Here is a 23,788-nt window from a genome sequence, read left to right as displayed (position 1 = left end):
CCCGCAACTGTTAAACTCCGCAAACGTTACTGGGAACGATTGCGTGGTTTTAGTTGGTTAAATCCTTTTTTTTGTAGTTAAGAGCCGTTAATCTTGTTTAGGAATTTTACATGGACACTGTCAAATAGATAGCCCTGGATAAATTCGTCACCAATTATAAGGCGTTAAAAATCTTACCTATACAAAACATGTCGTTAATAAAAGTATCATTTAGTATTGCTGTCCTGTTTGGAGCAGGTTTACTGACTGCATTTGCACAGGGACCGCCGTATTCGTGGCAACATTTGCCACATGTAAATATGCCGGTATTTAAAAAGGATACCATTAATATTTTAAAGTACGGCGCAAAGCCCGATGGCATCACGCTAAATACAGCAAATATTAATAAAGCAATTGCGGCCTGCAGTGCAAAAGGAGGTGGGGTAGTGCTTATTCCGCAGGGTTTATGGCTTACCGGCCCCCTGGTATTGCAAAGTAACGTAAACTTACATGTTAGCAGGGCTGCATTGCTGCAGTTTACAGGCGATAAAAGCCAGTATAAATTAATTGAAGGTAATTATGAAGGGCATGCCGCTGTGCGTAACGAGTCGCCGATATCGGGTACCAACCTGCAGAATATAGCCATTACGGGCGATGGTATTATCGACGGGCATGGCGAGGTTTGGCGTGCCATCGGCAAAGACAGGCTTACCGAAAACGAGTGGAAAAAGCTGGTGGCCAGCGGCGGTGTTATAAGCGAAAATGGTAGATCATGGTATCCATCAGAAAGCTTTATGAAAGGTGTTAAAACACCCGGGGCCGGCGTACTTGGACAAGGGAAAACCATTAAGGATAATGAATCGCTGAAGGATTTTTTTAGGCCGAATATGCTGGTGCTTACTAATTGTAAAAATGTATTGCTGCAAGGGGTTACACTTCAAAATTCACCGGCGTGGGATATTCATACTTTGTTGTGCGAACACCTTACCGTGCAAAATGTACGCGTGAGAAATGCGTGGAACGCGCAGAACGGTGACGGGATTGATGTGGAATCATGTAAAAATGTGCTGATTGAAGGCAGCACATTTGATGCCGGCGACGATGGTATTTGTATCAAATCCGGCCGTGATGAAGAGGGCCGTAAGAGGGGTAAACCAACGGAAAATGTTATTGTAAGAAACAATGTTGTTTACCGCGCGCATGGCGGTTTTGTAATTGGCAGTGAAATGTCGGGCGGCGCCCGCAATATTTTCGTGTCCGATTGTACGTTTATTGGTACCGATATTGGCCTTAGGTTTAAAACTACCCGCGGCCGGGGTGGGGTGGTCGAAAATATTTTTATCAAAAACATCAGCATGAAAGATATACTTCATGAGGCTATACTTTTTGATATGTATTATGGTGGTAAATCACCGGGGGAATCAGATGAGGTTAACGACCAGGCAAATTTCCCGGTAACAGCAGCTACACCGGCGTTCCGCAATTTTTATGTGAACAATGTGGCCTGCAACGGAGCCGAGAAAGCCATTATGATACGCGGCCTGCCCGAAATGAGTATTAAAGGCATCCATATTGAAAACAGCATATTCAAAACAAGCGATGGTATTGATATTATTGAAGCGCAAAACATCAGCCTTAAAAATGTGCACCTGGATAGTAAAAATACCAGCCCGCTTATTAATATTAAAAATGGCAGCAGCATAATTCTTAGCGGCATAACGTATAACCAGGCGCAATTACTGCTTAAAATAGCAGGCAAAAAATCGGCCCAGGTACAGTTGTTAAATACCGATGCCTCAAAGGCTAAAAATAAAGCTGAGTTTGGCCCTGGTGCTCAAAGTAGTTCACTTATAACAGCAAAATAATGAGGAAGTTATACCTGCTGATATTGATGACAGGCGTAGGCAAAGGGGCTTATACCATGGTCGCACCAGCTGAGTGCTGTTGATTTTTAAAAATATACTATAAAAAATATCCTGGCCGGTAATGATAACTGGGATGTTTCAACCATAAAATAATCTTAAAAATGAAGAAGATATTTTTGTTATTTACCATTATCCTGCAAGGATTATTGCTTCGGGCACAGGAGCAGCCCTGGTCTCAGCGCATGGCTGCCACAGTTATGCATATCTGGAAAGATTCGTTGCCCGGTGGTAATTGGTCGTACGACCAGGGCGTAGTTTTGCAGGGTATGCAAAGCGTTTGGCAGCAAAGTGCCAACGGCGAATATTTTAGCTATATACAACGCGCTGCAGATAGGTATGTTACCGCTGACGGCCCTATCCGTACCTATAAAGCGGATGATTTTAACCTTGATAATATTTTAATGGGCCGCAGCCTCATTATGCTTTACCGGGTTTTAAATAACCCAAAGTATTACAAGGCGGCCACGCTGTTGCGTAAACAGATAGACAAGCAACCCCGTGTACCCGAGGGCGGTTTCTGGCATAAAAAACGGTACCCAAACCAGATGTGGCTGGATGGCCTGTATATGGCCGAACCTTTTTATGCAGAATATGCTACTGAGTTTCATCAGGAAAATGATTTTGATGATATAACCAGCCAGTTCATCCTGATGGAAAAAAACGCCCGCGATCCTAAAACGGGGCTGCTGTACCATGCCTGGGATCAAAGTAAAAAAGAACGCTGGGCTAATCCGCAAACGGGCTTATCTGCATGTTTATGGGCCAGGGCCGACGGCTGGTATATTATGGGCCTGGTTGATGTGCTCGACCAGTTGCCTTTAAATCATCCAAAACGTGCGCAGTTGCTGGCTATTTTAAACCGTTTGGCTGTTGCGATAACTAATTACCAGGATAAACAAACGGGGGTATGGTACCAGGTGCTGGACAAAGGCGCTCAAAAGGATAATTATTTAGAAGCATCCGCCTCTTGTATGTTTGTTTACGCTTTAGCCAAAAGTGTACGGCAAGGATATTTGCCCGCAAAATACCTGCAACCTGCACAAAAAGCATATAAAGGTATTATAAAGCAGTTTATTGAAACCGATGCAGCCGGGCAGGTTAATATAAAAGGAACCTGCGGCGCTGTTGGCGTGGGCGGGGAACCATACCGTGATGGCAGCTATGAATATTATACCGGTGTAAAAACCGTCACCAATGAAACTAAGGGTGTTGGCGTTTTTATGCTGGCCAGTGTTGAAATGGAAAAGTTAAAAACCTTAGCTGCAGGCAAAGGCAAAATAGCTTTGCTGGATAGTTATTTTAATGACGAGCACCGGCAGGATATTAACGGCCAAACAGCCTCATTTCATTATAAATGGGAGGAGTGGGACAACAATGGCATTTCGTTTTTTGGGCAGGTATTTAATAACTATGGCTTCCGTACACAAACTTTAAATGAAGAGCCCACCGCTGCAAACCTAAAAAATGCAGCTGTTTATATTATTGTTGATCCGGATATCCCCAAAGAAAATCCACAGGCAAAATATATACTTGAACCGCACATTAAAGCCATAAGCGATTGGGTTAAAAACGGAGGCGTTTTACTGGTACTAAATAATGATACGGGTAACGCCGAGTTTACCCATCTTAATAAGCTGATGGCAAAGTTTGGTATCAGTTTTAATAAAAACAGCATTAACCATGTAGCCGGTCGTGAGTTTGAACAGGGGGCAATAAACATACCCGCCGATAATAGGATATTTAAAACAGCCAAAAAGGTATACATTAAGGAGCTTAGCACATTAAACATTAGTGCCCCGGCTATAGCCCGACTTATTAATAAAAATGACGTAATAGTTGCCACTGCTAAATATGGCAAAGGAGCCGTGTTTGCCGTAGGCGACCCCTGGTTTTACAACGAATATGTAGATGGCCGGAAGCTGCCTCCGCAATTTGAAAACTTTAATGCCGCTAACGACCTGGTACGCTGGGTGGCCGATCAGATTTTATTAAAACATAAATAATCATAAATACCCCAATCAAACAAAACATGATCTTATCAAAGTATAACCTTAAAAGAATAAACGTTGCAGGAACCGAATTGCCCGGCGAACAACTATTTGAGCTACCCGAAAAGGTATTGCAATTTGGCACAGGAGTGCTTTTAAGGGGCCTTCCCGATTATTTTATTGACAAGGCTAATCGTAGCGGAATTTTTAACGGCAGGGTAGTTGTTATAAAATCAACAGATACAGGTACGGTTGACGATTTTGATAAGCAGGATAATTTGTATACTATTTATTCAAAAGGGATTGTAAATGGTAAGGAGGTGAGCGAGCAGTTAATTTCTTCGGCAATAAGCAGGGTGCTTTCTGCCGCAAATGCCTGGGATGACATTTTGGAGGTTGCCAGAAACCCAAAGTTGAAAGTGATTATATCTAACACCACCGAAGTGGGTATTAAGTTGGTAAAGGAAGATGTGCGTAAACACCCGCCGGCTTCATTCCCCGGCAAATTATTAGCTGTTTTATATGAACGTTACATGGCCTTTAACGGCAGTGTGGATAGTGGCCTGGTAATTATCCCAACCGAACTTATTGTTGATAACGGTAAAAAACTGGAAGCCATTGTATTGGAGTTGGCTCATTTGAATAAACTGGAGCCTGCCTTTATGGATTGGCTGGAAAATAGCAATAGTTTCTGTAATTCATTAGTGGATAGGATTGTACCTGGTCGCCCGGATACTGCATTGAATGGGGAATTGGATACGAGGAATGGCTATACGGATAACCTTTCAATTATGGCCGAAACTTATAGTTTATGGGCTATTGAGGGAGACGATAAAATAAAGGACGTATTATCATTTGCACAGGCTGATGAGGGTGTGGTAATAACACCCGATATTGAATTGTTTAGGGAATTAAAGTTAAGGTTGCTAAACGGTACACACACCTTGTGCTGCGCTTTTGCTTATTTATCGGGATTTAAAACGGTTAAAGAGGCAATGGATGATGAGCGGTTTACAAAGTTTATTACGCAGCTGGTGTTTGAAGAGATCCGGCCTGCCATCCCGTATAAAATTGATGATGTTGTAGCTGCTGATTTTGCAAACAAGGTGCTGGATAGGTTTCGCAATCCGTATATCAGGCATGAGTGGTTAAGTATCTCGGTGCAATACGCTACTAAAATCAAAATGCGTGTTATTCCGTTATTATTAAACTATTATAAATTAAACAATGCAGTACCTGCATGCATGGCAATAGGTTTTGCTGCCTTTATCCGTTTTATGCGCGTTAAAGCGGGGGATGAGGGGCAATATATCGGTACCAACAACAACGGGGAATATAAAGTTACAGATAGCCAGGCTGCATATTTTGCAAAGGTTTGGGAAAACCCGGATAGCGATGCTGTAATTCAAAACATATTAAAAAATAAAGACTTGTGGGATGCCGACCTGGACATTTTACCAGGTTTTACTGCAGCTGTGATTGAGCAATTTAACCAGGTGAATAAAGGATAAACAGATTGCTGCACTATTAAAAAATTAAAACGATGAAACAACGAATTATAAAAGTACATCCTGCCGATAATGTACTGGTAGCACTGGCCGATTTACAGCCGGGTGAAGAGGTTGAATATAAGGGGAATAGTTATAAAGTGCTTGAATTTATACCAGCCAAACATAAGTTTGCAATTGCCGATATTCCACAGGGTGGCGAGATCATTATGTACGGGGTTTTAGTAGGCAAAGCGCAAAGCCCTATCCCGGTTGGTGGTTTGTTATCTACCGGCAATGTAGTACATGCAGCCAACAGCTTTTTAACTGGCAGCAGCCATACCGACTGGCATAAACCGGATGTAAGTAAATGGCAAAGCCAGACATTTAACGGTTATCACCGGGAGGATGGTAGCGTGGGTACTGCCAATTACTGGCTGGTTGTTCCGATGGTGTTTTGCGAGAACCGCAATATTGAGGTATTGCAGGAAGCGCTGGTAAAGCCTTTGGGCTATGGGCGTAAAAAAACTTATGAAATAAAAGCACAGCAACTGATAGGCATGATTAAAGCCGGCGGAGAGATCAATGAAGTATTGTATACCGAAATTGATGGCGATACAGCCCAGGTAACCGGTAATAAAATATTCCCTAACGTTGATGGTATTAAGTTCCTATCGCATACCGGCGGCTGCGGTGGTACACGCCAGGACTCAACTACCTTGTGCGGCTTACTGGCAGGTTATATTACCCATCCTAATGTTGCAGGCGCCACGGTATTAAGCCTGGGATGCCAGAATGCGGAGGTACGGATCCTGCAGGAAGAGATTAATAAGCGCTCACCCAATTTCAATAAGCCTTTATACATATTAGATCAGCAAAAAACCGGGAAGGAAGCCGACCTGATGGAGCTGGCCATACGGCAAACCCTGGCTGGCTTAATGCAGGCCAATACGTACGTTCGTAAACCGGCACCATTAAGTAAGCTTGTTATAGGGCTGGAATGCGGGGGCTCTGATGGTTTTTCGGGGATATCGGCAAACCCCGCTATCGGTTACACGTCCGATCTGCTGGTGGCGCTTGGTGGTTCGGTTATCTTGTCCGAGTTTCCGGAGCTATGCGGTGTTGAACAGAACCTGATTGACCGTTGTTTGGATAAAAATAAAGCCGAGCGTTTTGCCAGTCTGGTAAGTAGCTATAGCCAGCGTGCCGAGGAAGCGGGCTCTGGTTTTTATATGAATCCATCGCCGGGCAACATAAAAGATGGTTTAATAACCGATGCCATCAAATCTGCCGGAGCTGCAAAAAAAGGCGGTACATCACCGGTGGCAGATGTGCTGGATTATCCTGAAAAAGTTACCAAACCAGGTTTGAATTTGTTGTGTACACCCGGTAACGATGTGGAATCAACCACAGCCGAGGTTGGTTCGGGAGCTAATATAGTTTTGTTTACAACCGGCCTGGGTACACCAACCGGCAACCCGATAGCTCCGGTTGTTAAGATCGCCACAAACACTACTTTGTTTAACCGGATGAGCGATATCATCGACATTAATACAGGTACCATAGTAGAAGGCGATGAAACAATTGAACAGGCAGGCGAAAGGATCCTGGACTACGTAATTAAAGTAGCCGGCGGCGAAATTGAAGTAAGCGCGGTAAGGCATGGCCAGGATGATTTTATCCCATGGAAAAGAGGCGTATCCTTATAGGTATTTACAATTATTAACAATATTAAGAATCGAGAATCAAGAATCAAGACGGCACAAAAGCGTTAAAACATAAAAGTTTTCCAAGCCTTTACCTTACTATGGCTTTCTCTTGATTCTTGACTCTAACATCTTGATTCTTATCTAAAATAACATAATGAAGGTACTTACCTGTATTACCCCCGGCGAACTGGAGTATGGCACCGCTGATGTTCCGGCGCTTAAACCCGGTTATGCCCTGCTCAAAATAAAACGTATTGGTATCTGCGGGACGGATTTGCATGCGTTTGAGGGTACACAGCCATTTTTTAGTTATCCCCGCATATTGGGGCATGAACTGGCCGCCGAGCTGCTTGATGCCGGCGAAGCGGATGGTTTTGAAAAAGGAGAGGCAGTAACATTTATACCATATTTTAATTGCGGCCACTGTATTGCATGCAGATCGGCTAAGCCCAATTGCTGTGTTAACATACAAGTTTGCGGGGTGCACACTGATGGTGGCATGGCCGAATACCTGCAGGTGCCCTCACATTTGCTGATGCACGGCGAGGGACTTAGTTTTGATGAACTGGCATTGGTTGAACCATTGGCCATAGGCGCGCACGGCGTGCGGCGGGCAGGTGTACAGCCGGGAGAATTTGTGCTGGTTATTGGCGCGGGGCCAATTGGTTTGGGTATTATGGAGTTTGCACGCATAGCAGGGGGAGTGGTTATAGCGGCCGATGTGAACGCGCAGCGTTTGACTTTTTGCAGGGATAACCTGAAGATTGCCCACACCATTAACGTAAAGGACGAAGATATCCTGGAGCGGTTAAAAGAAATTACCAATGGCGATATGCCTACCGTAGTAATTGATGCAACCGGTAATCAAAACGCTATAAATGGCGCTTTTCAATACATGGCACACGGCGCAAGGTATGTGCTGGTGGGTTTGCAACGGGGTGATATTGTTGTCAGTCACCCGGAGTTTCATAAACGCGAAGCCACCCTGATGAGCAGCCGCAATGCAACCCGGCAAGATTTTGAGCATGTGATCCTATCTATGAAAAACGGGTTGATTAATCCCCAAACTTATATTACCCACAGGGTAACATTTGATGAAGTGAAAAACCAGTTTGAAAGCTGGCTAAACCCTGCCAATGGGGTAATTAAAGCTATGGTTGAAGTATAAATATGGCCAGGAGAACTATCATATTTGGTTTTATAACTGCAGTGCTTGTTTTTGCGTCAGGTGGTGTTTACGCGCAACAAAAGCCACTGTTAAGCTTTGATAAGCTAAAAACCTATGTAAGCTACTTTAATGCGATAGATACCGAAACGGTAAAGAACTATGTAACCAATGATGGTGCTTATGATTGGATGGCTAAAAACATACCACTTTTTGAATGCCCCGATTCGGCTATCCAAAAAATATATTATTACCGCTGGTGGACGTTTCGTAAACACCTGAAACAAACACCTGATGGCTTTATTTTTACAGAATTTATAACACCGGTAAGTTTTACGGGCGTTTACAACAGCTCGAGCAGTGCGCTTGGTCACCAGGTTTACGAGGGCCGCTGGCTGCATGATCCTCAATATATAAACGACTATATCAAATTCTGGCTCTATGTTGATCCAAAGCAAAAGAAACCTCATTTGCACGCCTTCAGCAGCTGGATTGATGATGCCGTTTATAATTATTACCTGGTTAACCTCAATAAAAATTTTGTAGCGCAGGTACTACCTGCGTTAAATACCGATTACCGCCAATGGGAAACCGAAAAGCAACTGCCCTCAAAACTGTTTTGGCAGTTTGATGTAAGGGATGCCATGGAAGAATCCATTAGCGGCTCACGAAAAATAAAAAATAAGAGACCTACCATTAACAGTTATATGTATGGTAACGCTGTGGCGCTATCAAAAATGGCATCACTGCTTGGCATCGATTCGTTGAGGAGTAAGTACAGCCAAAAAGCTACCGAACTAAAAAAACTGGCACAGGATAGTTTATGGAACGATTCTGCTTCATTTTTTGAGGCACGCAGGCCCAACGGGAGCTTTGCCAGTGCCCGTGAGGAATTGGGATTTATCCCCTGGTATTTTAAGCTGCCCGATGATAATCCCGCTTTTGCCAAACAATGGGATCAGTTAACTGATGATAAAGGTTTTAATGCACCATGGGGTATTACCACGGCCGAAAGACGCCATCCGCTGTTCCGCACACATGGTACCGGGCATGGCTGTGAGTGGGATGGGGCAGTTTGGCCATTTGCTACTACCCAAACCCTAAAAGGGCTGGCAAATTTGCTTACCAATTATCAAAACAAAGGCAGCATGACCCCGGCTGTTTTCTATAACGAACTGCATAAATATGCCTTATCGCACATAAAGCGGGGAGTGCCGTATCTTGGTGAGTACCAGGACGAAAAAACCGGCTATTGGCTTAAAGGCGATAATCCACGCAGCAGCTATTATAACCACTCCGGTTTTTGCGACCTGGTGATCAATGATCTGGTTGGCTTAAAGCCCCGTGCCGATAATATGCTGGAGATTTTTCCGCTTATCCCTAAAAATCAATGGAAATGGTTTGCATTGGATAATGTGCTTTACCATGGTCATCATATCAGTATCCTATGGGATAAAACCGGCACCAAATATCATAAAGGCAAAGGTTTTATAATTTATGCCGATGGTAAAATAATTATGCATAGCACACAGCTTAAGCGTGTATTGGTAAGGATGCCTGTTTAATTTGTAGCATACGTTCTCGCTTTTCTGGATTGCAAAAGACTCCAATGATGGTAATATCGTACAGTAGCTGGGAAAAATATCAGATGAAACTACCATGCTATACTGATATTTTTGAATGTAATACAACCAATTAAGTTCAACCTTAATACCATCTTAACATAACCTGCTATACCAAGTCTGTCCCCCTGAAATGGCTTTGTAGCAAATGATGTAAAAACATGAAAATGAGAATAACCCATAGCTACGTTGCGCTTCTGATACTGATATTCAGCTGTTTTCATTCCTCATTGAAGGCCCAGGACCCCGGTAAAAAAATAACCATCGTGCTGCCCGCAAAACATCACGAACGGTTAGATTATGGCGCTCAAAAACTAAAGTCAGCCTTGCAACAGGTCGGTTATATAGTTACCACACAGCAAAATACTAAAGCGGTGGCCGGTAACGCCATTTTTGTTGGTCTTTTACGGGATCCTGTTATTAAAAGAGCATTGATAAAGCAACATGCTGATATTCTGAAATTCCCCGGCAAAGAAGGATTTATAATTAATAGCACCAACAATACGGCTATCATAGCCGGCGCGGATAATTCCGGTACTTTATATGGTTGCCTGGAGCTGGCTGGCAGGATAAAAAGCGCGCATGCTTTACCTCTTAAATTGGCAATAACCGATCAACCCGAAATGGTTTTACGCGGCGCTTGCGTTGGTGTTCAAAAACCTGCATTATTGCCCGGTCGCGGTACTTATGAATATCCTTATACGCCCGAAAATTTTCCATGGTTTTATGATAAAGCACTTTGGCTGCGGTACCTGGATTCTTTGGCCGAAAACAGGATGAACTCTTTATACCTGTGGAATGGTCATCCCTTTGCCTCTTTGGTTAAAGTAAAGGAATATCCTTATGCCGTTGAGGTGGATGACGTCACCTTTAAAAAGAATGAGGAGATCTATCGTTTCCTGGCGAGCGAGGCCGATAAACGCGGCATCTGGCTGATCCAGGGCTTTTATAACATCATCGTATCTAAACCCTTTGCCGAAAAAAATAACCTCAAAACACAGGACAGGAACCGTCATATAGTACCCGTAATTGCCGATTATACCCGTAAATCAATAGCGGCCTTCGTACAAAAATACCCGAATGTAGGTTTGTTAATCACCCTTGGCGAAGCGATGGAAGGGGTTGGGCAGGATGATATAGACTGGTTCACCAAAACCATTATTCCCGGCGTACAGGATGGCTTGAAAGCATTGGGCCGCACTGACGAACCGCCGATTGTATTGCGTGCGCATGATAGCGATGCACCATCGGTGATGAAATACGCCAAGCCATTATATAAAAACCTGTATACCATGGCTAAATATAATGGGGAAGCACTTACCACCTATGAGCCGCATGGCCCATGGGCCGATTTGCACCGCACACTAAGTCGCATTGGTACCGTACAGATAGAGAATGTGCACATCATGGCCAACCTGGAGCCTTTCCGCTATGGCTCGCCGGATTTTATACAAAAATGCCTATTGGCCATGCACAATGTTTACGGGGCAAATGGCTTGCACATATATCCACAGGCATCTTACTGGGACTGGCCTTATACAGCCGATAATACAGGTGGAGAACGGTTATTACAACTGGATCGCGATTGGATTTGGTACAAGGCATGGGCACGCTATGCCTGGGATAGCCATCGCGGCAGGGGAGATGAGATAAATTATTGGGCTAAGCAGCTGGCCGCTAAATATGGCTGTAACGAAACCCAGGGCAAGGATATTTTAGCAGCGTACGAGCAATCGGGCGAGATAGCCCCGGAATTGCTCAGGCGCTTTGGTATTACCGATGGCAACCGGCAAACTATGACCCTGGGTATGCTGATGAGCCAGTTGGTTAATCCCGAAAAATATGGTTTGTTCACCTTACTTTATAACTCTGAAGGGCCGGTTGGCGAAATGATGAGTGAGTATGCCGAAAAGGAATGGAAACACCAGCCCCACATCGGCGAAACGCCTGTTAAAGTAATTGATAGTGTAATAGTGCAGGGCCGTAAAGGTGTTGAGGCTATTGATCGGGCATCGGCACAGATAAAAAAAGATAAAGCTGAATTTAACAGGTTAAAAAATGACATCTATTGCTATAATGCTTTAGCAAACAGCTATGCTTATAAAGCAAAAGCAGCATTATGGGTGCTTCGGTACAAATATTCGGATAACATTGCCGACCTGGAAAAGGCATTACCTGAATTGCAAACCAGTCTGTATTATTTTAAGCAGCTGGTTAATCTTACCAAAGATACTTACCTGTATGCCAATAGCATGCAAACCAAACAGCGTAAAATTCCCGTGGGCGGCAATGATGCTAAAATGAAAACCTGGGTGGAGTTGCTGCCTGTTTACCAAAAAGAACTGGATAATTTTAAACATAACATCGACTCGTTGAAATCGCCGCAGGTGGCGGCAAAAAAAGCCGATAAGATAATTCTGACCAACGCGCAGGCCGTTATTAAAACAAAGGGTACCGCCTTTTATAAATTGAGTAACGGTGAGCAGATATTTGCTGATACTGCTGTAGTAGTTAAAAATGCAGCCCCTGAGCTGGTAAACCTGCAGCCTTTAAAATTAATTAAGGCAGATCAGCTAAAAAATGGAACGGAATTAAGTTTTATCAACGCCAAACCTGTTAAGGTGCTGGTGGGCTTTTTTAATGAGAAAGACCCTAAATACCTGCCGGAACCACAACTGGAAACAGATGCCAGTGCCAATGATTACGGCCAGGCGGATATAAAGATTGCCAATGCCATACAGGTAGAAGGTTTGCCACCGGTTAATGTGCATACCTATTCGTTTAAGGCGGGCACCAACACGCTTACGCTGGGTAAAGGCGCTTGTTTAATTTTAGGTATTGTTAATGATGATGCCTATATCCCGGTTTACGATGCCGGATTGAGTAATACCGGTAACATTAAAGATTTACGCTGGTTATTTAACTAAACAGTGCTATGAAAAACTCCAAACTGCCGGTCTTAAAATATTTATTTATTGCAATTACGCTCGTGCTTGCCACTCATTTAGCCCGGGCCCAATCAGACCTTAAACTCTGGTACAGGCAGCCTGCACAAAAATGGACGGATGCCTTACCCATTGGCAACGGCCGCTTAGGCGCCATGATATTTGGTGGAGTGGCAGAAGACAGGATCCAGTTTAATGAACAAAAGCTATGGACGGGCGGTCCGCGCACCTATGAGCGGCAAGGGGCCGTAAAATACCTGCAACCTATTCGCCAGCTCTTGTTTGACGGCAAACAATCCGAAGCCGAAGCACTTGCCGAAAAACATTTCATGGGAATGAAGAGCAATGAAATTACGTACGCTGCTGATTCTGCCCGCTGGGTTAAAATGGTGCGGAATATAAATGGGATTCAAGGGGTAGATTTTCACGATGACACATGGAAATCCATTACCTTACCCGCCGCACAGGGCTGGGAAACAACCCCCGGTTTTGAGGGACTTGACGGAGCGGTTTGGTTTAGAACGACATTTGAGTTGCCGGCCAGTTGGAAGGGAAAAAATCTGGTGCTCAGTTTAGGCCGCATCCGGGATCTCGATTTTACTTATATCAATGGCAACCAGGTAGGCACAACCAACGGAACAGCTTATCGTAAATATATCATCCCGGCTAAAGAGCTGCGTACAGGAACAAATTTATTAGCTATACAGGTATTAAATTTCAATGATAAAGGTGGCTTAACCAGCGCGGCAAAAGAAATGCTGCTTTATCCTGAAGGTGTTGAAGTTGCTATCATCAAAGCCGGGGTAACAAGCAATGCGATAACATCCGCTATTGAAAAGAGTAGCACTATAGAACCAATAAAATTAAGCGGAACATGGAAATACCGGATCCAGGATGATAATCCGCCGGCTTACCCCCGCTATAATGCCGATTACCAGCCTTTTGGCGATTTGTACCTGCAAATCCCAAAGCAAACAATAAGTGAATACAAGCGCGACCTTGATATCACGAATGCCACGGCACATGTTACCTATAAGGCTGATGGAATAACCTACACCCGCGAGTACCTGGCAAGCGCCCCCGACCAGGTAATAACTATTCATTTAACCGCCGATAAGCCGGGCAGCATTACGGTAAAAGCCCTGATGAAAAGTCTGCATAAAAATTTTATTACCCGCAGGGTTGACAATCACACGCTTGCATTATCGTTAAAGGTACATGATGGGGTATTACGCGGGGTAAGTTACCTGCATGTGAAGGCCACCAACGGCAAAGTGCTGGTGACTCCCAATAATATAGAAGTTACCGGTGCCAACGAGGCTACGTTTTATTTAACAGCGGCAACAAATTTCAAAAATTATCATGATGTATCCGGCAATCCGGAAGCCATTTGCAAAATGCAAATAGCGGGTATTACCCGTAAAAGCTACCCGGTTATAAAGGCAGATCATATAAAAGATTACCAAAAATTCTTCAAAACATTCTCTATTGACCTTGGTAAAGGCATCAATGCTGATTTGCCTACAGATGAGCGGATCCTGAAATTCAGGGATACACCCGATCCATCGTTTATCACACTGTACACACAATATGGCAGGTATTTGCTGATATCTTCATCGCGCCCGGGTAATGGTCCGGCCAATTTGCAGGGCCTGTGGAACGACCTGCTTACGCCGCCTTGGGGCAGTAAATTTACCACCAACATCAATTTGCAGATGAACTATTGGCCTGCCGAGGTGTTGAACCTTTCGGCCTGTAGCGAGCCGTTTTTTAGTATAGTTGATGACCTGGCTAAAACAGGTAGGCAAACAGCAAAAGAACATTACGGTGCACCGGGCTGGGTGCTGCACCATAATACCGACCTGTGGCGGGGCACTGCTCCGGTAAATGCGTCAAATCATGGCATTTGGGTAAGCGGCGCCGCATGGCTTTGTCACCAATTATGGGAGCATTATTTATATACTAAGGATAAAAATTTTTTACAGAACCGCGCTTACCCGGAGATGAAGGGGGCGGCGGAATTTTTTATGCACTTTTTAGTGAAAGATCCTAAAACCGGCTACCTTATCAGCTCTCCCTCCAATTCGCCTGAACATGGCGGATTGGTAGCGGGGCCTGCTATGGATCACCAGATCATCCGCGATTTGTTCAAAAATTGCATAGCGGCGTCTGTCCTTTTAGGAATTGATAAAGCTTTTGCTGATACGTTGAATGCAAAATACGATCAGATAGCGCCTAACCAAATTGGCAAATATGGTCAGCTGCAGGAATGGATAGAAGATAAGGACGATACTGCCGATACACATAGGCATGTATCGCATATGTGGGGCGTGTTCCCCGGTACAGATATCACCGGGAAAACCCCGGACCTGATGCATGCAGCCCAAAAATCTATGTTATACCGCGGTGATGAGGGAACCGGCTGGAGTATTGCCTGGAAGGTAAATTTATGGGCCAGGCTAAGGCAGGGCGATCACGCCTACTTGATGTTCACTAAGCTGCTTTCTCCTGCTGACGTGAGCTCTGGTAAAGAAAAAGGCGGGGTTTACCATAACCTGTTCGACGCGCATCCGCCTTTTCAGATTGATGGAAACTTTGGCGGAGCCGCCGGCTTATCAGAAATGTTGCTGCAAAGTCAGGGAGATGATATTGAACTGCTACCAGCCCTGCCATCCGCTTTGGCGCAGGGAAGTATAAAAGGCATTTGCGCCCGTGGTGATTTTGAATTGAACTTTAACTGGCACAAAGGGCAGCTGCTGGGGGTACAAGTGCTATCAAAAGCCGGTGGGGTTTGTCGCTTGCGTTATCATGATAAAATCATCAGCATCAATACGCAAAAAGGCCGGTCGTATCAATTTAATGCTGATCTGAAACAGCTATAATAGAAGACGATGAAGGTAAACAATTGTCATATTAAAAAACAGTTTTCCGGGTTTAATCATCATCCGGTTTTAATGCTTTTTATATGCTTGGTGTTTACTTTTTTTATAACTCCGGTATTTGGGCAAAATAACACCAGGCAGGAGATTTTGTTAAACACCAATTGGCATACCATAGCCCATGATAATAACCTAATAACTTATCCGGGCTTTGAACAGGCCAGCTTTAAAGATCAAAGCTGGAAGATAGTAAAAATACCGCACAATTGGGATGAATATGAAGGTTATCGCCGTTTAAAACATGGAAACAGGCATGGCTATGCATGGTATCGTAAAATATTCGCTCTGCCTGCAAAGCAGCAAAATAAGCGCTACTTTTTATGGTTCGAAGGAGTGGGCTCTTATGCTACTGTTTGGCTAAATGGCGTGCAGGTGGGCTATCATGCAGGTGGGCGTACCTCGTTTACATTGGATGTTACTGACGCGATAAAAACAGGGAGTAAAAACCTGCTCTGTGTTCGTGCAGATCATCCAGCCTTTATAAAAGACCTGCCCTGGGTTTGTGGCGGCTGCTCGGATGACCCGGGCTTTTCTGAAGGGTCGCAGCCTATGGGCATTTTCAGGCCGGTGCATTTGATCGTGACCAGTCCCGTGCGTATTGAGCCTTTTGGCGTACATATTTGGAATGATACCACCGTCTCCGAAAAATCAGCCACGCTTAACCTCGAAACAGAAGTGAAAAATTACAGTATGCACTCGTCTTCCATCAGTGTTAGCAATAAACTGGTTGATGCTACAGGAAAAGTAGTTGCAGAAGTAAACGCTTCAAATGAAGTTAAACCCGGTGAAACTGTTGTTGTAAAGCAATTACTAAAAGATATAGCCGGTGTACATTTATGGTTTTTACAAAATCCGTATTTATATAATTTAATTACCCGGGTTTGGCAAAATGGCAAACTTGTGGATCAAACAACCACTTCCTATGGCATCCGCTGGATAAGCTGGCCAATTGGTCGTAATAATGACGATAATCGTTTTTATTTGAATGGCAAACCAGTGTTTATCAATGGCATTGCCGAGTATGAGCACCTGATGGGTAAGAGCCAGGCTTTTACCGGTGAAGAAATCAAAGCAAGGGTGATGCAGGTAAAGGCTGCTGGTTTTAATGCTTTCAGGGATGCGCACCAACCGCATAATCTGGCATATCAAACATATTGGGATAAACTGGGCATCCTTTGGTGGCCGCAATATTCGGCGCATATCTGGTTTAATACGCCGGAGTTTAGGGCTACTTATAAGGTGCTATTGGTTGATTGGATCAAAGAGCGTCGTAACAGCCCCTCAGTTATTTTGTGGGGCCTGCAGAATGAAAGCAAGCTACCGGCCGATTTTGCCCGTGAATGCAGCGAAATCATCCGCAAGCTTGACCCGACTGCATCATCGCAGCGCAAAGTTACCACCTGTAACGGTGGCCAGGGTACCGATTGGGATGTGCCGCAAAACTGGACCGGCACCTATGGCGGTAATCCTCTAACCTATGGTGAAGACCTCAAAAAACAGATCCTCGTGGGCGAATATGGTGCCTGGAGAAGCCTTGGTTTACATACAGAAGGGCCATTTAACCAAAACGGTCCGCTTAGCGAGGACCGAATGACACAACTGATGGAGACTAAAGTTCGCCTGGCCGATTCTGTAAAAGACCAGGTTGCAGGACATTTTCAATGGCTGCTCTACTCGCATGAGAACCCTGGCCGCACACAAGGAGGCGAAGGCCAGCGGGAGTTGGACAGGGTAGGGCCGGTTAACTATAAGGGCTTATTTACACCCTGGGGACAGCCAACCGACGCATTTTATATGTACCGGGCCAATTATGCACCAAAAGATAAAGAGCCAATGGTTTACATTGTATCCCATACATGGCCCGATCGCTGGTTAACACCCGGTAAAAAAGATAGCATTACCGTTTACTCCAATTGCGACGAGGTAGAACTGTTTAATGATGTACAACATATTTCGCTTGGTAAAAAGAAAAAACGCGGGGTAGGTACTCATTTTCAGTGGGATGGTGTGGATATAAAATATAACGTTTTGTACGCGGTTGGGTATGTAAATGGCAAATCCGTTGCGCATGATCAGGTGGTGCTCAATCATTTACCAGCTGCTCCGTATTTAAATTCGGATAGATCAGCAAATTCAGTGCTGCTCAAACCTGCGGCCGGTTACAATTACCTGTACAGGTTAAATTGCGGAGGCCCCGATTATAAAGACAGTTTTGGTAATTTATGGATGGCCGATAAGCATCAGGATAATAAAAACCAACCGGGCTCATTATCATGGACGGACGATTATTCGAATATGCCTGCCTTTTTTGCCAGCCAGCAACGCACGTTTGATAATATTGGCAGAACAAATGATAGCCCATTGTTTCAAACATTCAGGTATGGGATGGGCAAATTGCAGTTTAACTTCCCGGTACCCGATGGCGATTACCGTGTTGAATTATATTTTACCGAACCATGGTATGGCACAGGCGGCGGAATGGACTGTACTGGCTGGCGTTTATTTGATGTAGCTGTTAACGGTGAAACAAAGATCAAAAACCTGGATATCTGGAAGGAAGCAGGTTATGCCTGCGCGCTCAAGAAAACAATCACAGCCCACATCACAGGCGGTAAAATAAACATAAGCTTCCCCAATGTACCTGCTGGTGAAGCCCTTATATCTGCAATGGCTATCAGTACTTTAAATGGCAAGATACATGCAGCACCAAATAACAGCGGTATAATAGCACATTTAAAATCAGCCGGTAAGTGGACACTGCAAAGCTGGATGGATGTGGGCCAAAAGCAGTATGTGAACGCTGATATCAGATTCAGTAACCTGCCGCCCGTGCTTTTTGGGGCTGATTGGATTTGTACAGATCTTTCTGATAATAAGCAGTTTGCCTCGTTTAATGTAACTGCCGATGCAGATGTATTTGTGGCGATGGATACTACCCCGGCACAAAGGCCAGCATGGTTAAATGATTATGAAGTTACCGGTTTGTATATAGAAAATGATGCCGATGGCGGGCATAAGCTCCCGGTCTACCGCAAAAGATTTAAAAAGGATGGCATGGTGCAATTAGGTGCGAATAAAGGAAAATACACGTACACCGTAGCTGTTTTGCCGGTAACTACACTTGAACCAGCAACCGATCTGCGTAAAACCATAAGTTACAAAGCTGATGTCGCTGATATTCAGGGCGATGGCATATTCAGGGATACTTTGGCCGGTAAAAAAGTGATCCGCTATAAAAAGGATGCCAGGGGGAGCATGTCATTTACCATTACCCCCGGTGTGGCTGATCTGTATGCTTTGCGTATAAAGTATTACAACTCAACCGATAAGGTCTTTACAGCAAAAATGAAGTTGCTTGCTGCCGATGGAACTATGATGAAAGAAGAAGATTTAAGCTTTAGACCGGTAGCCAAAAACAAGTCGGGAATGGTGGTTACCACAACGGGGACGAGTATTAACGCGGGTAATTATAAACTGGTAATTGCGGGTGAAAAATGTGCAGGTTTATGTATATTGGGGATAGAAATGCAGTAGAAAAATTGAGAAAAATATAGAAAAATGCTAAAAAAGATCATTTTGTTTTTGCTGCTGGTATTACCATTGGGATTATTTGCCCAGGAACTAAAAGTGGCAGGTCTGCAATGTGATTACAAACAAAATCCACAAGGGGTTGAGTCGGTATCACCAGGGCTGAGCTGGCAGTTGAAAAGCAGCAAAGCCAACACCATGCAAACGGCTTACCGGGTATTGGTAGCCGATGATCCGCAGAAGCTGGACGGTAATAAGGGCAACATCTGGGACTCAAAAAAAGTGGCCTTGCCGGCATCTTTGCAGGTGACCTACAAGGGCAGCCAACTCCAACCGGCCAAAACTTATTATTGGAAAGTAATGGTTTGGGATAACCACCGGCAGCAATCAGCCTGGAGTGGTACCGCCCGCTGGCAAATGGGATTGTTAACCCAAGCTGATTGGCAAGGTGCCAACTGGATAGCTTACGAGAAACTGCCCGATACCTCAGTTATTGTTCCGTTTTATCATGGTAAAGGGCCAAAAAAGTTAGGGATGGCCAATGATGTGCTGCCATTGCTGCGTAAACCATTCCATGTGGGCAATCGGCTTAAAAGAGCTACACTTTACATCTGCGGGCTGGGGCATTTCGACCTGAGTTTGAACGGTAGAAAAGTTGGCGACCATTTCCTTGACCCCGGCTGGACAAAATATGACAAGCAGGCCCTGTATGTACCATTTGATATTACTGGTCAGCTAAAAGCCGGTAAAAACACCATCGGGGTAATGTTGGGTAATGGGTTTTATTATATCCCCCGCGATAAACGCTACCGTAAGCTTACCGGGGGATATGGCTACCCCAAAATGATCTGCCGTTTGGTTATGGAATACCAGGATGGGAAGATAGATAACCTTGTAAGCGACACCACCTGGAAAACAGCTCCCGGCCCGGTAACCTTCAGCAGTATTTATGGCGGCGAGGACTATAATGCCAACCTGGAACAGGCCGGATGGAACACCAATGCCTTTAATGATGATACCTGGCGTAAGGCTATACAGGTAGATGGCCCGCCGATGCTAAACGCCCAGGCGGCCGACCCGCTGAAAGTAATGCAGGAGTTTATCCCCCAAAACAAAACCCAATTAAACACAGGAGCCTGGATCTATGACTTTGGACAAAACTTTTCGGGCATCCCGCAAATCACGATTAGGGGAAAAAAAGGAGATACGGTAAAGATAATTCCCGCCGAGTTGGTTAATGCTGATGGCAGTGCCAATCAAAAAGGATCGGGCGGGCCGCATTATTATAATTACATTTTAAAAGGTGATGGTGCAGAAACCTGGCAGCCGCAGTTTACCTATTACGGTTTCAGGTATTTACAGGTGGTAGGCGTGGCTCCGCAAAATGAGGCTAATGCCAAACAGCTGCCGGTTATAATCGTGATAAAAGGCCTGCACACGCGCAACGCCGCTGCTACGGTTGGTAATTTTGCCTGTTCAAATGAGCTGTTTAACAAAACCTTTAAGCTGATAGACTGGGCCATGAAAAGCAATATGGCCAGCGTGTTTACCGATTGTCCGCACCGCGAAAAACTGGGCTGGCTGGAAGAGGCTCATTTGGTGGGAAGTTCCCTGCATTATAACTATGATATAGTTAGGCTGGCGCGTAAATGCATCAACGATATGCGGATCTCCCAAACTGAAGATGGTTTGGTTCCGGAGATAGCTCCTGAATATGTAAAGTTTGATGAGCCGTTTCGCGACTCGCCCGAATGGGGCAGCAATGCAGTTATCCTACCTTGGTATGTGTATCAATGGTACGGCGATAAAGGTGTGCTGGCCCAGAATTACGATATGATAAAACGCTACCTAACTTACCTAAGTAAAAAAGCAGATGGCCATATTTTAACACAAGGCCTTGGCGATTGGTACGACCTGGGACCCAATCCACCTGGCGTGTCGCAGTTAACCCCAAAGGGCATTACGGCCACGGCCTTGTATTATTACGACCTGGATATCGCGACAAAAATTGCCACTTTACTGGGGAAAAGCGAAGACGCTGTGGCTTACAATAAATTAGCCGCACAGGTTAAGCAATCTTACAATAAAAAATTCTTTAATGCCGAAACCAGGCAATATGGTACCGGCAGCCAGGCGGCAAATGCTATATCGGTTTATGCCGGTTTGGTTGAACCGCAATATAAAACCGCTGTGGTGAACAATATTGTAAAGGATATCCGCAGCAGGGGTAACAGCCTTACCGCCGGTGATATTGGTTACCGCTACCTGCTGAGGGTACTGGATGATGAAGGTCGGTCTGACGTGATATTTGATATGAATAACCGTGCTGATGTGCCGGGTTATGGGTATCAGTTAGCACATGGAGCAACGGCGCTGACAGAATCATGGGCGGCGTTGCCATCGGTATCAAACAACCATTTTATGCTGGGCCATTTAATGGAGTGGTTTTACAGCGGACTGGCAGGCATCCGCCCGGCAGATGATGCTATAGCCTTTAACAAAATAGAGATCAGACCGGAAGTTGTAGGCGATGTAACCTGGGCAAGGGCAAACTACCAATCGCCTTACGGCACCATTTCAAGCAGCTGGAAAAAGGAGGCAGGTAAGTTTGAGCTGAGTGTAAGCATTCCTGCTAATACAACGGCCACCATTTATTTGCCGGTAAATAAAACGGCTATGATCACAGCCGGCGGGCAAAACATCAGGAACAGAAAAGACATGGAATTTATAGGATACAAAAATGGTAAGGCCCTGGTTAGGGTAGGGTCGGGTGGTTATTTGTTTGTGGTTAGGTAGAGGGCTGTCATGTTGAGTAGTAAAAGTTTGGGGAAATTCTGAAGGGGTTTGTCATCCTGAACGTAGTGAAGGATCTATTCGCAGGCTGTACAGGGCGAAGAAGTATGGCGAATAATAGATGCTTCACTACGTTCAGCATGACAAAGGATTTTTTTACCAACACCTTATTGCTTCGTGCAATGACGATCTGTTTTTAGGCAGCTTTTAAGAATTATAAAATATGAATCATACATTAAAACGCTTGGTATTATTTATTTGCCTGTTACCGGCTATAAAACTATCGGCACAAACCAAAACTGTGCCCAATAAGGTAATGCAGGATATTTACCAGCAGGTAAAAACCCCGTATAAATATGGCCTGGTGATGGCGCCCGATAGCAATTCAAAAAAAATGGATTGCCCCAGTGTTTTCAGGAAAGGGAACAACTGGTACATGACTTACCTTGTATTCGATGGCCGTGGTTACGAAACCTGGCTGGCTGATAGCAAGGACCTGCTGCATTGGAAAACCCGCGGCCGCATCCTGTCATTCTCAGATACCACGCAGTGGGACAGCAACCAAAAGGCAGGTTATATTGCTTTGCAGGATTACAAATGGGGCGGCAGTTATCAGCTGCAAAAATACCAGGATAAATACTGGATGTCGTATTTCGGCGGGCAAAGCCGGGGGTACGAGAAAGGGCTGCTATCAATCAGCATAGCCAATACCGGCAAGGATCCGTCAACACCACATGAATGGCAGCGGTTAGATCATCCCGTACTATCAAGCATCGATAAAGACGTAAGCTGGTGGGATAACCATACCCAATATAAAGAAACCGTGATATGGGATAAGGCAAAGCTTACCGGGCACCCATTTGTAATGTATTACAATGCCAACGGCGATAGCCTAAACAAAAAGCGCGGCGCCGAGCGCATTGGTATGGCTGTATCTGATGATATGCTGCACTGGCAGCGTTTTGGCAAAGATCCTGTGCTGAACCATGGCGATGGCATTACCGGCGACCCGTATATTCAAAAAATGGGCGATGTGTATGTGATGTTTTATTTCGGCGCCTTTTGGAAAACCGGGACAACGGGTGTATTTAACCGCTTTGCCTGTTCGTACGACCTGGTTCACTGGACTGATTGGACCGGCGATAAGCTGATTGAATCATCCGAACCTTATGATAATATGTTTGCCCACAAATCATTTGTGGTAAAATATAAGGGTGTGGTATACCACTACTATTGCGCGGTAAACAAAGCCGATCAGCGTGGTATAGCTGTAGCCACATCAAAAGATCTGGGCAAAAGCGAATTGAATTTTGTTGCACCACCGGTTAAAAAGAAGAAGTAAATATTAAGTAGATAGGCTTTATAATTATTAGATAATCCTTATAAATAGATCGTCATTGCGAGGTACGAAGCAATCCCAAACTGTACATGTCGGATTTGCAAGGCCGCTCTGTAAGTCGGGGATTGCTTCGTACCTCCTATGTTTACAGTTGAAATTAAAAAATGTATTATATCTTGTTTAGGAGATATTAAAACATTCTTTACATACATTTTATGAGTGAAAAAGGATGAGAGCACGTCGTGCCTAAATAGCTATAAGCATATTGTTTGCGAGATACAGCCTCATTCTTTTTATTTTCTTGAGTTTGAACAGAATGTAAGGAATACGGCATAGCAGTATATCCAGGATAGCCAACAGGAGGAAAAA

Annotated in this window: 11 protein-coding genes; all 11 read left to right on the top strand. The window is 44.6% G+C overall.

Annotation, left to right across the window (positions count from 1 at the left end; genetic code table 11):
* Positions 1-188 precede the first annotated feature (188 nt).
* The 11 genes from AC1DQW_RS15405 to AC1DQW_RS15355 all read left to right on the top strand — a co-directional run bounded on the left by AC1DQW_RS15405 (position 189) and on the right by AC1DQW_RS15355 (position 23,422).
* The gene (locus AC1DQW_RS15405) at positions 189-1,844 is read left to right on the top strand and encodes a glycoside hydrolase family 28 protein (RefSeq protein WP_477454899.1); all 1,656 of its coding nucleotides are present in this window, start codon (positions 189-191) and stop codon (positions 1,842-1,844) included.
* A 161-nt stretch (positions 1,845-2,005) separates the two neighbouring features.
* Complete coding sequence (locus AC1DQW_RS15400; protein ID WP_477454898.1) at positions 2,006-3,907, top strand: glycoside hydrolase family 88 protein; 1,902 nt, start codon at positions 2,006-2,008, stop codon at positions 3,905-3,907.
* Positions 3,908-3,933: 26 nt separating this feature from the next.
* Positions 3,934-5,403 carry a tagaturonate reductase gene (locus tag AC1DQW_RS15395; protein WP_477454897.1) on the top strand — a complete coding sequence of 490 codons (1,470 nt, stop codon included), beginning with the start codon at positions 3,934-3,936 and terminating at the stop codon, positions 5,401-5,403.
* A gap of 32 nt (positions 5,404-5,435) precedes the next feature.
* On the top strand, positions 5,436-7,088 hold the full coding sequence (locus AC1DQW_RS15390) for a UxaA family hydrolase (protein ID WP_477454896.1): 1,653 nt from the start codon (positions 5,436-5,438) through the stop codon (positions 7,086-7,088).
* A gap of 154 nt (positions 7,089-7,242) precedes the next feature.
* Positions 7,243-8,256 carry a zinc-binding alcohol dehydrogenase family protein gene (locus AC1DQW_RS15385; protein WP_477454895.1) on the top strand — a complete coding sequence of 338 codons (1,014 nt, stop codon included), beginning with the start codon at positions 7,243-7,245 and terminating at the stop codon, positions 8,254-8,256.
* Positions 8,257-8,258: 2 nt separating this feature from the next.
* Positions 8,259-9,818, top strand: coding sequence for an MGH1-like glycoside hydrolase domain-containing protein (locus tag AC1DQW_RS15380; protein WP_477454894.1), 1,560 nt, complete (start codon positions 8,259-8,261; stop codon positions 9,816-9,818).
* 218 nt (positions 9,819-10,036) lie between these two features.
* Entirely contained in the window at positions 10,037-12,802 is a 2,766-nt protein-coding gene (locus AC1DQW_RS15375) for an alpha-d-galacturonidase (RefSeq protein WP_477454893.1), read from the top strand.
* A gap of 8 nt (positions 12,803-12,810) precedes the next feature.
* Positions 12,811-15,702 (top strand): glycoside hydrolase family 95 protein, encoded by a 2,892-nt coding sequence (locus tag AC1DQW_RS15370; protein ID WP_477454892.1) that lies wholly within the window; start codon positions 12,811-12,813, stop codon positions 15,700-15,702.
* Positions 15,703-15,774: 72 nt separating this feature from the next.
* Complete coding sequence (locus AC1DQW_RS15365; RefSeq protein WP_477454891.1) at positions 15,775-19,293, top strand: malectin domain-containing carbohydrate-binding protein; 3,519 nt, start codon at positions 15,775-15,777, stop codon at positions 19,291-19,293.
* A 24-nt stretch (positions 19,294-19,317) separates the two neighbouring features.
* Entirely contained in the window at positions 19,318-22,083 is a 2,766-nt protein-coding gene (locus AC1DQW_RS15360) for a glycoside hydrolase family 78 protein (RefSeq protein ID WP_477454890.1), read from the top strand.
* 220 nt (positions 22,084-22,303) lie between these two features.
* Positions 22,304-23,422 carry a glycoside hydrolase family protein gene (locus AC1DQW_RS15355; RefSeq protein ID WP_477454889.1) on the top strand — a complete coding sequence of 373 codons (1,119 nt, stop codon included), beginning with the start codon at positions 22,304-22,306 and terminating at the stop codon, positions 23,420-23,422.
* The last annotated feature ends 366 nt before the right edge of the window (positions 23,423-23,788 follow it).

It is taken from the genome of Mucilaginibacter sp. P5_A4 (assembly GCF_056400605.1).
This window is presented reverse-complemented; position numbering and strand designations above follow the sequence as displayed.

Bases quoted from the DNA above. Each gene is read 5' to 3' on its own strand.
- AC1DQW_RS15405 (WP_477454899.1), top strand. From the start codon at position 189: ATGTCGTTAATAAAAGTATCATTTAGTATTGCTGTCCTGTTTGGAGCA.
- AC1DQW_RS15400 (WP_477454898.1), top strand. From the start codon at position 2,006: ATGAAGAAGATATTTTTGTTATTTACCATTATCCTGCAAGGATTATTG.
- AC1DQW_RS15395 (WP_477454897.1), top strand. From the start codon at position 3,934: ATGATCTTATCAAAGTATAACCTTAAAAGAATAAACGTTGCAGGAACC.
- AC1DQW_RS15390 (WP_477454896.1), top strand. From the start codon at position 5,436: ATGAAACAACGAATTATAAAAGTACATCCTGCCGATAATGTACTGGTA.
- AC1DQW_RS15385 (WP_477454895.1), top strand. From the start codon at position 7,243: ATGAAGGTACTTACCTGTATTACCCCCGGCGAACTGGAGTATGGCACC.
- AC1DQW_RS15380 (WP_477454894.1), top strand. From the start codon at position 8,259: ATGGCCAGGAGAACTATCATATTTGGTTTTATAACTGCAGTGCTTGTT.
- AC1DQW_RS15375 (WP_477454893.1), top strand. From the start codon at position 10,037: ATGAAAATGAGAATAACCCATAGCTACGTTGCGCTTCTGATACTGATA.
- AC1DQW_RS15370 (WP_477454892.1), top strand. From the start codon at position 12,811: ATGAAAAACTCCAAACTGCCGGTCTTAAAATATTTATTTATTGCAATT.
- AC1DQW_RS15365 (WP_477454891.1), top strand. From the start codon at position 15,775: ATGCTTTTTATATGCTTGGTGTTTACTTTTTTTATAACTCCGGTATTT.
- AC1DQW_RS15360 (WP_477454890.1), top strand. From the start codon at position 19,318: ATGCTAAAAAAGATCATTTTGTTTTTGCTGCTGGTATTACCATTGGGA.
- AC1DQW_RS15355 (WP_477454889.1), top strand. From the start codon at position 22,304: ATGAATCATACATTAAAACGCTTGGTATTATTTATTTGCCTGTTACCG.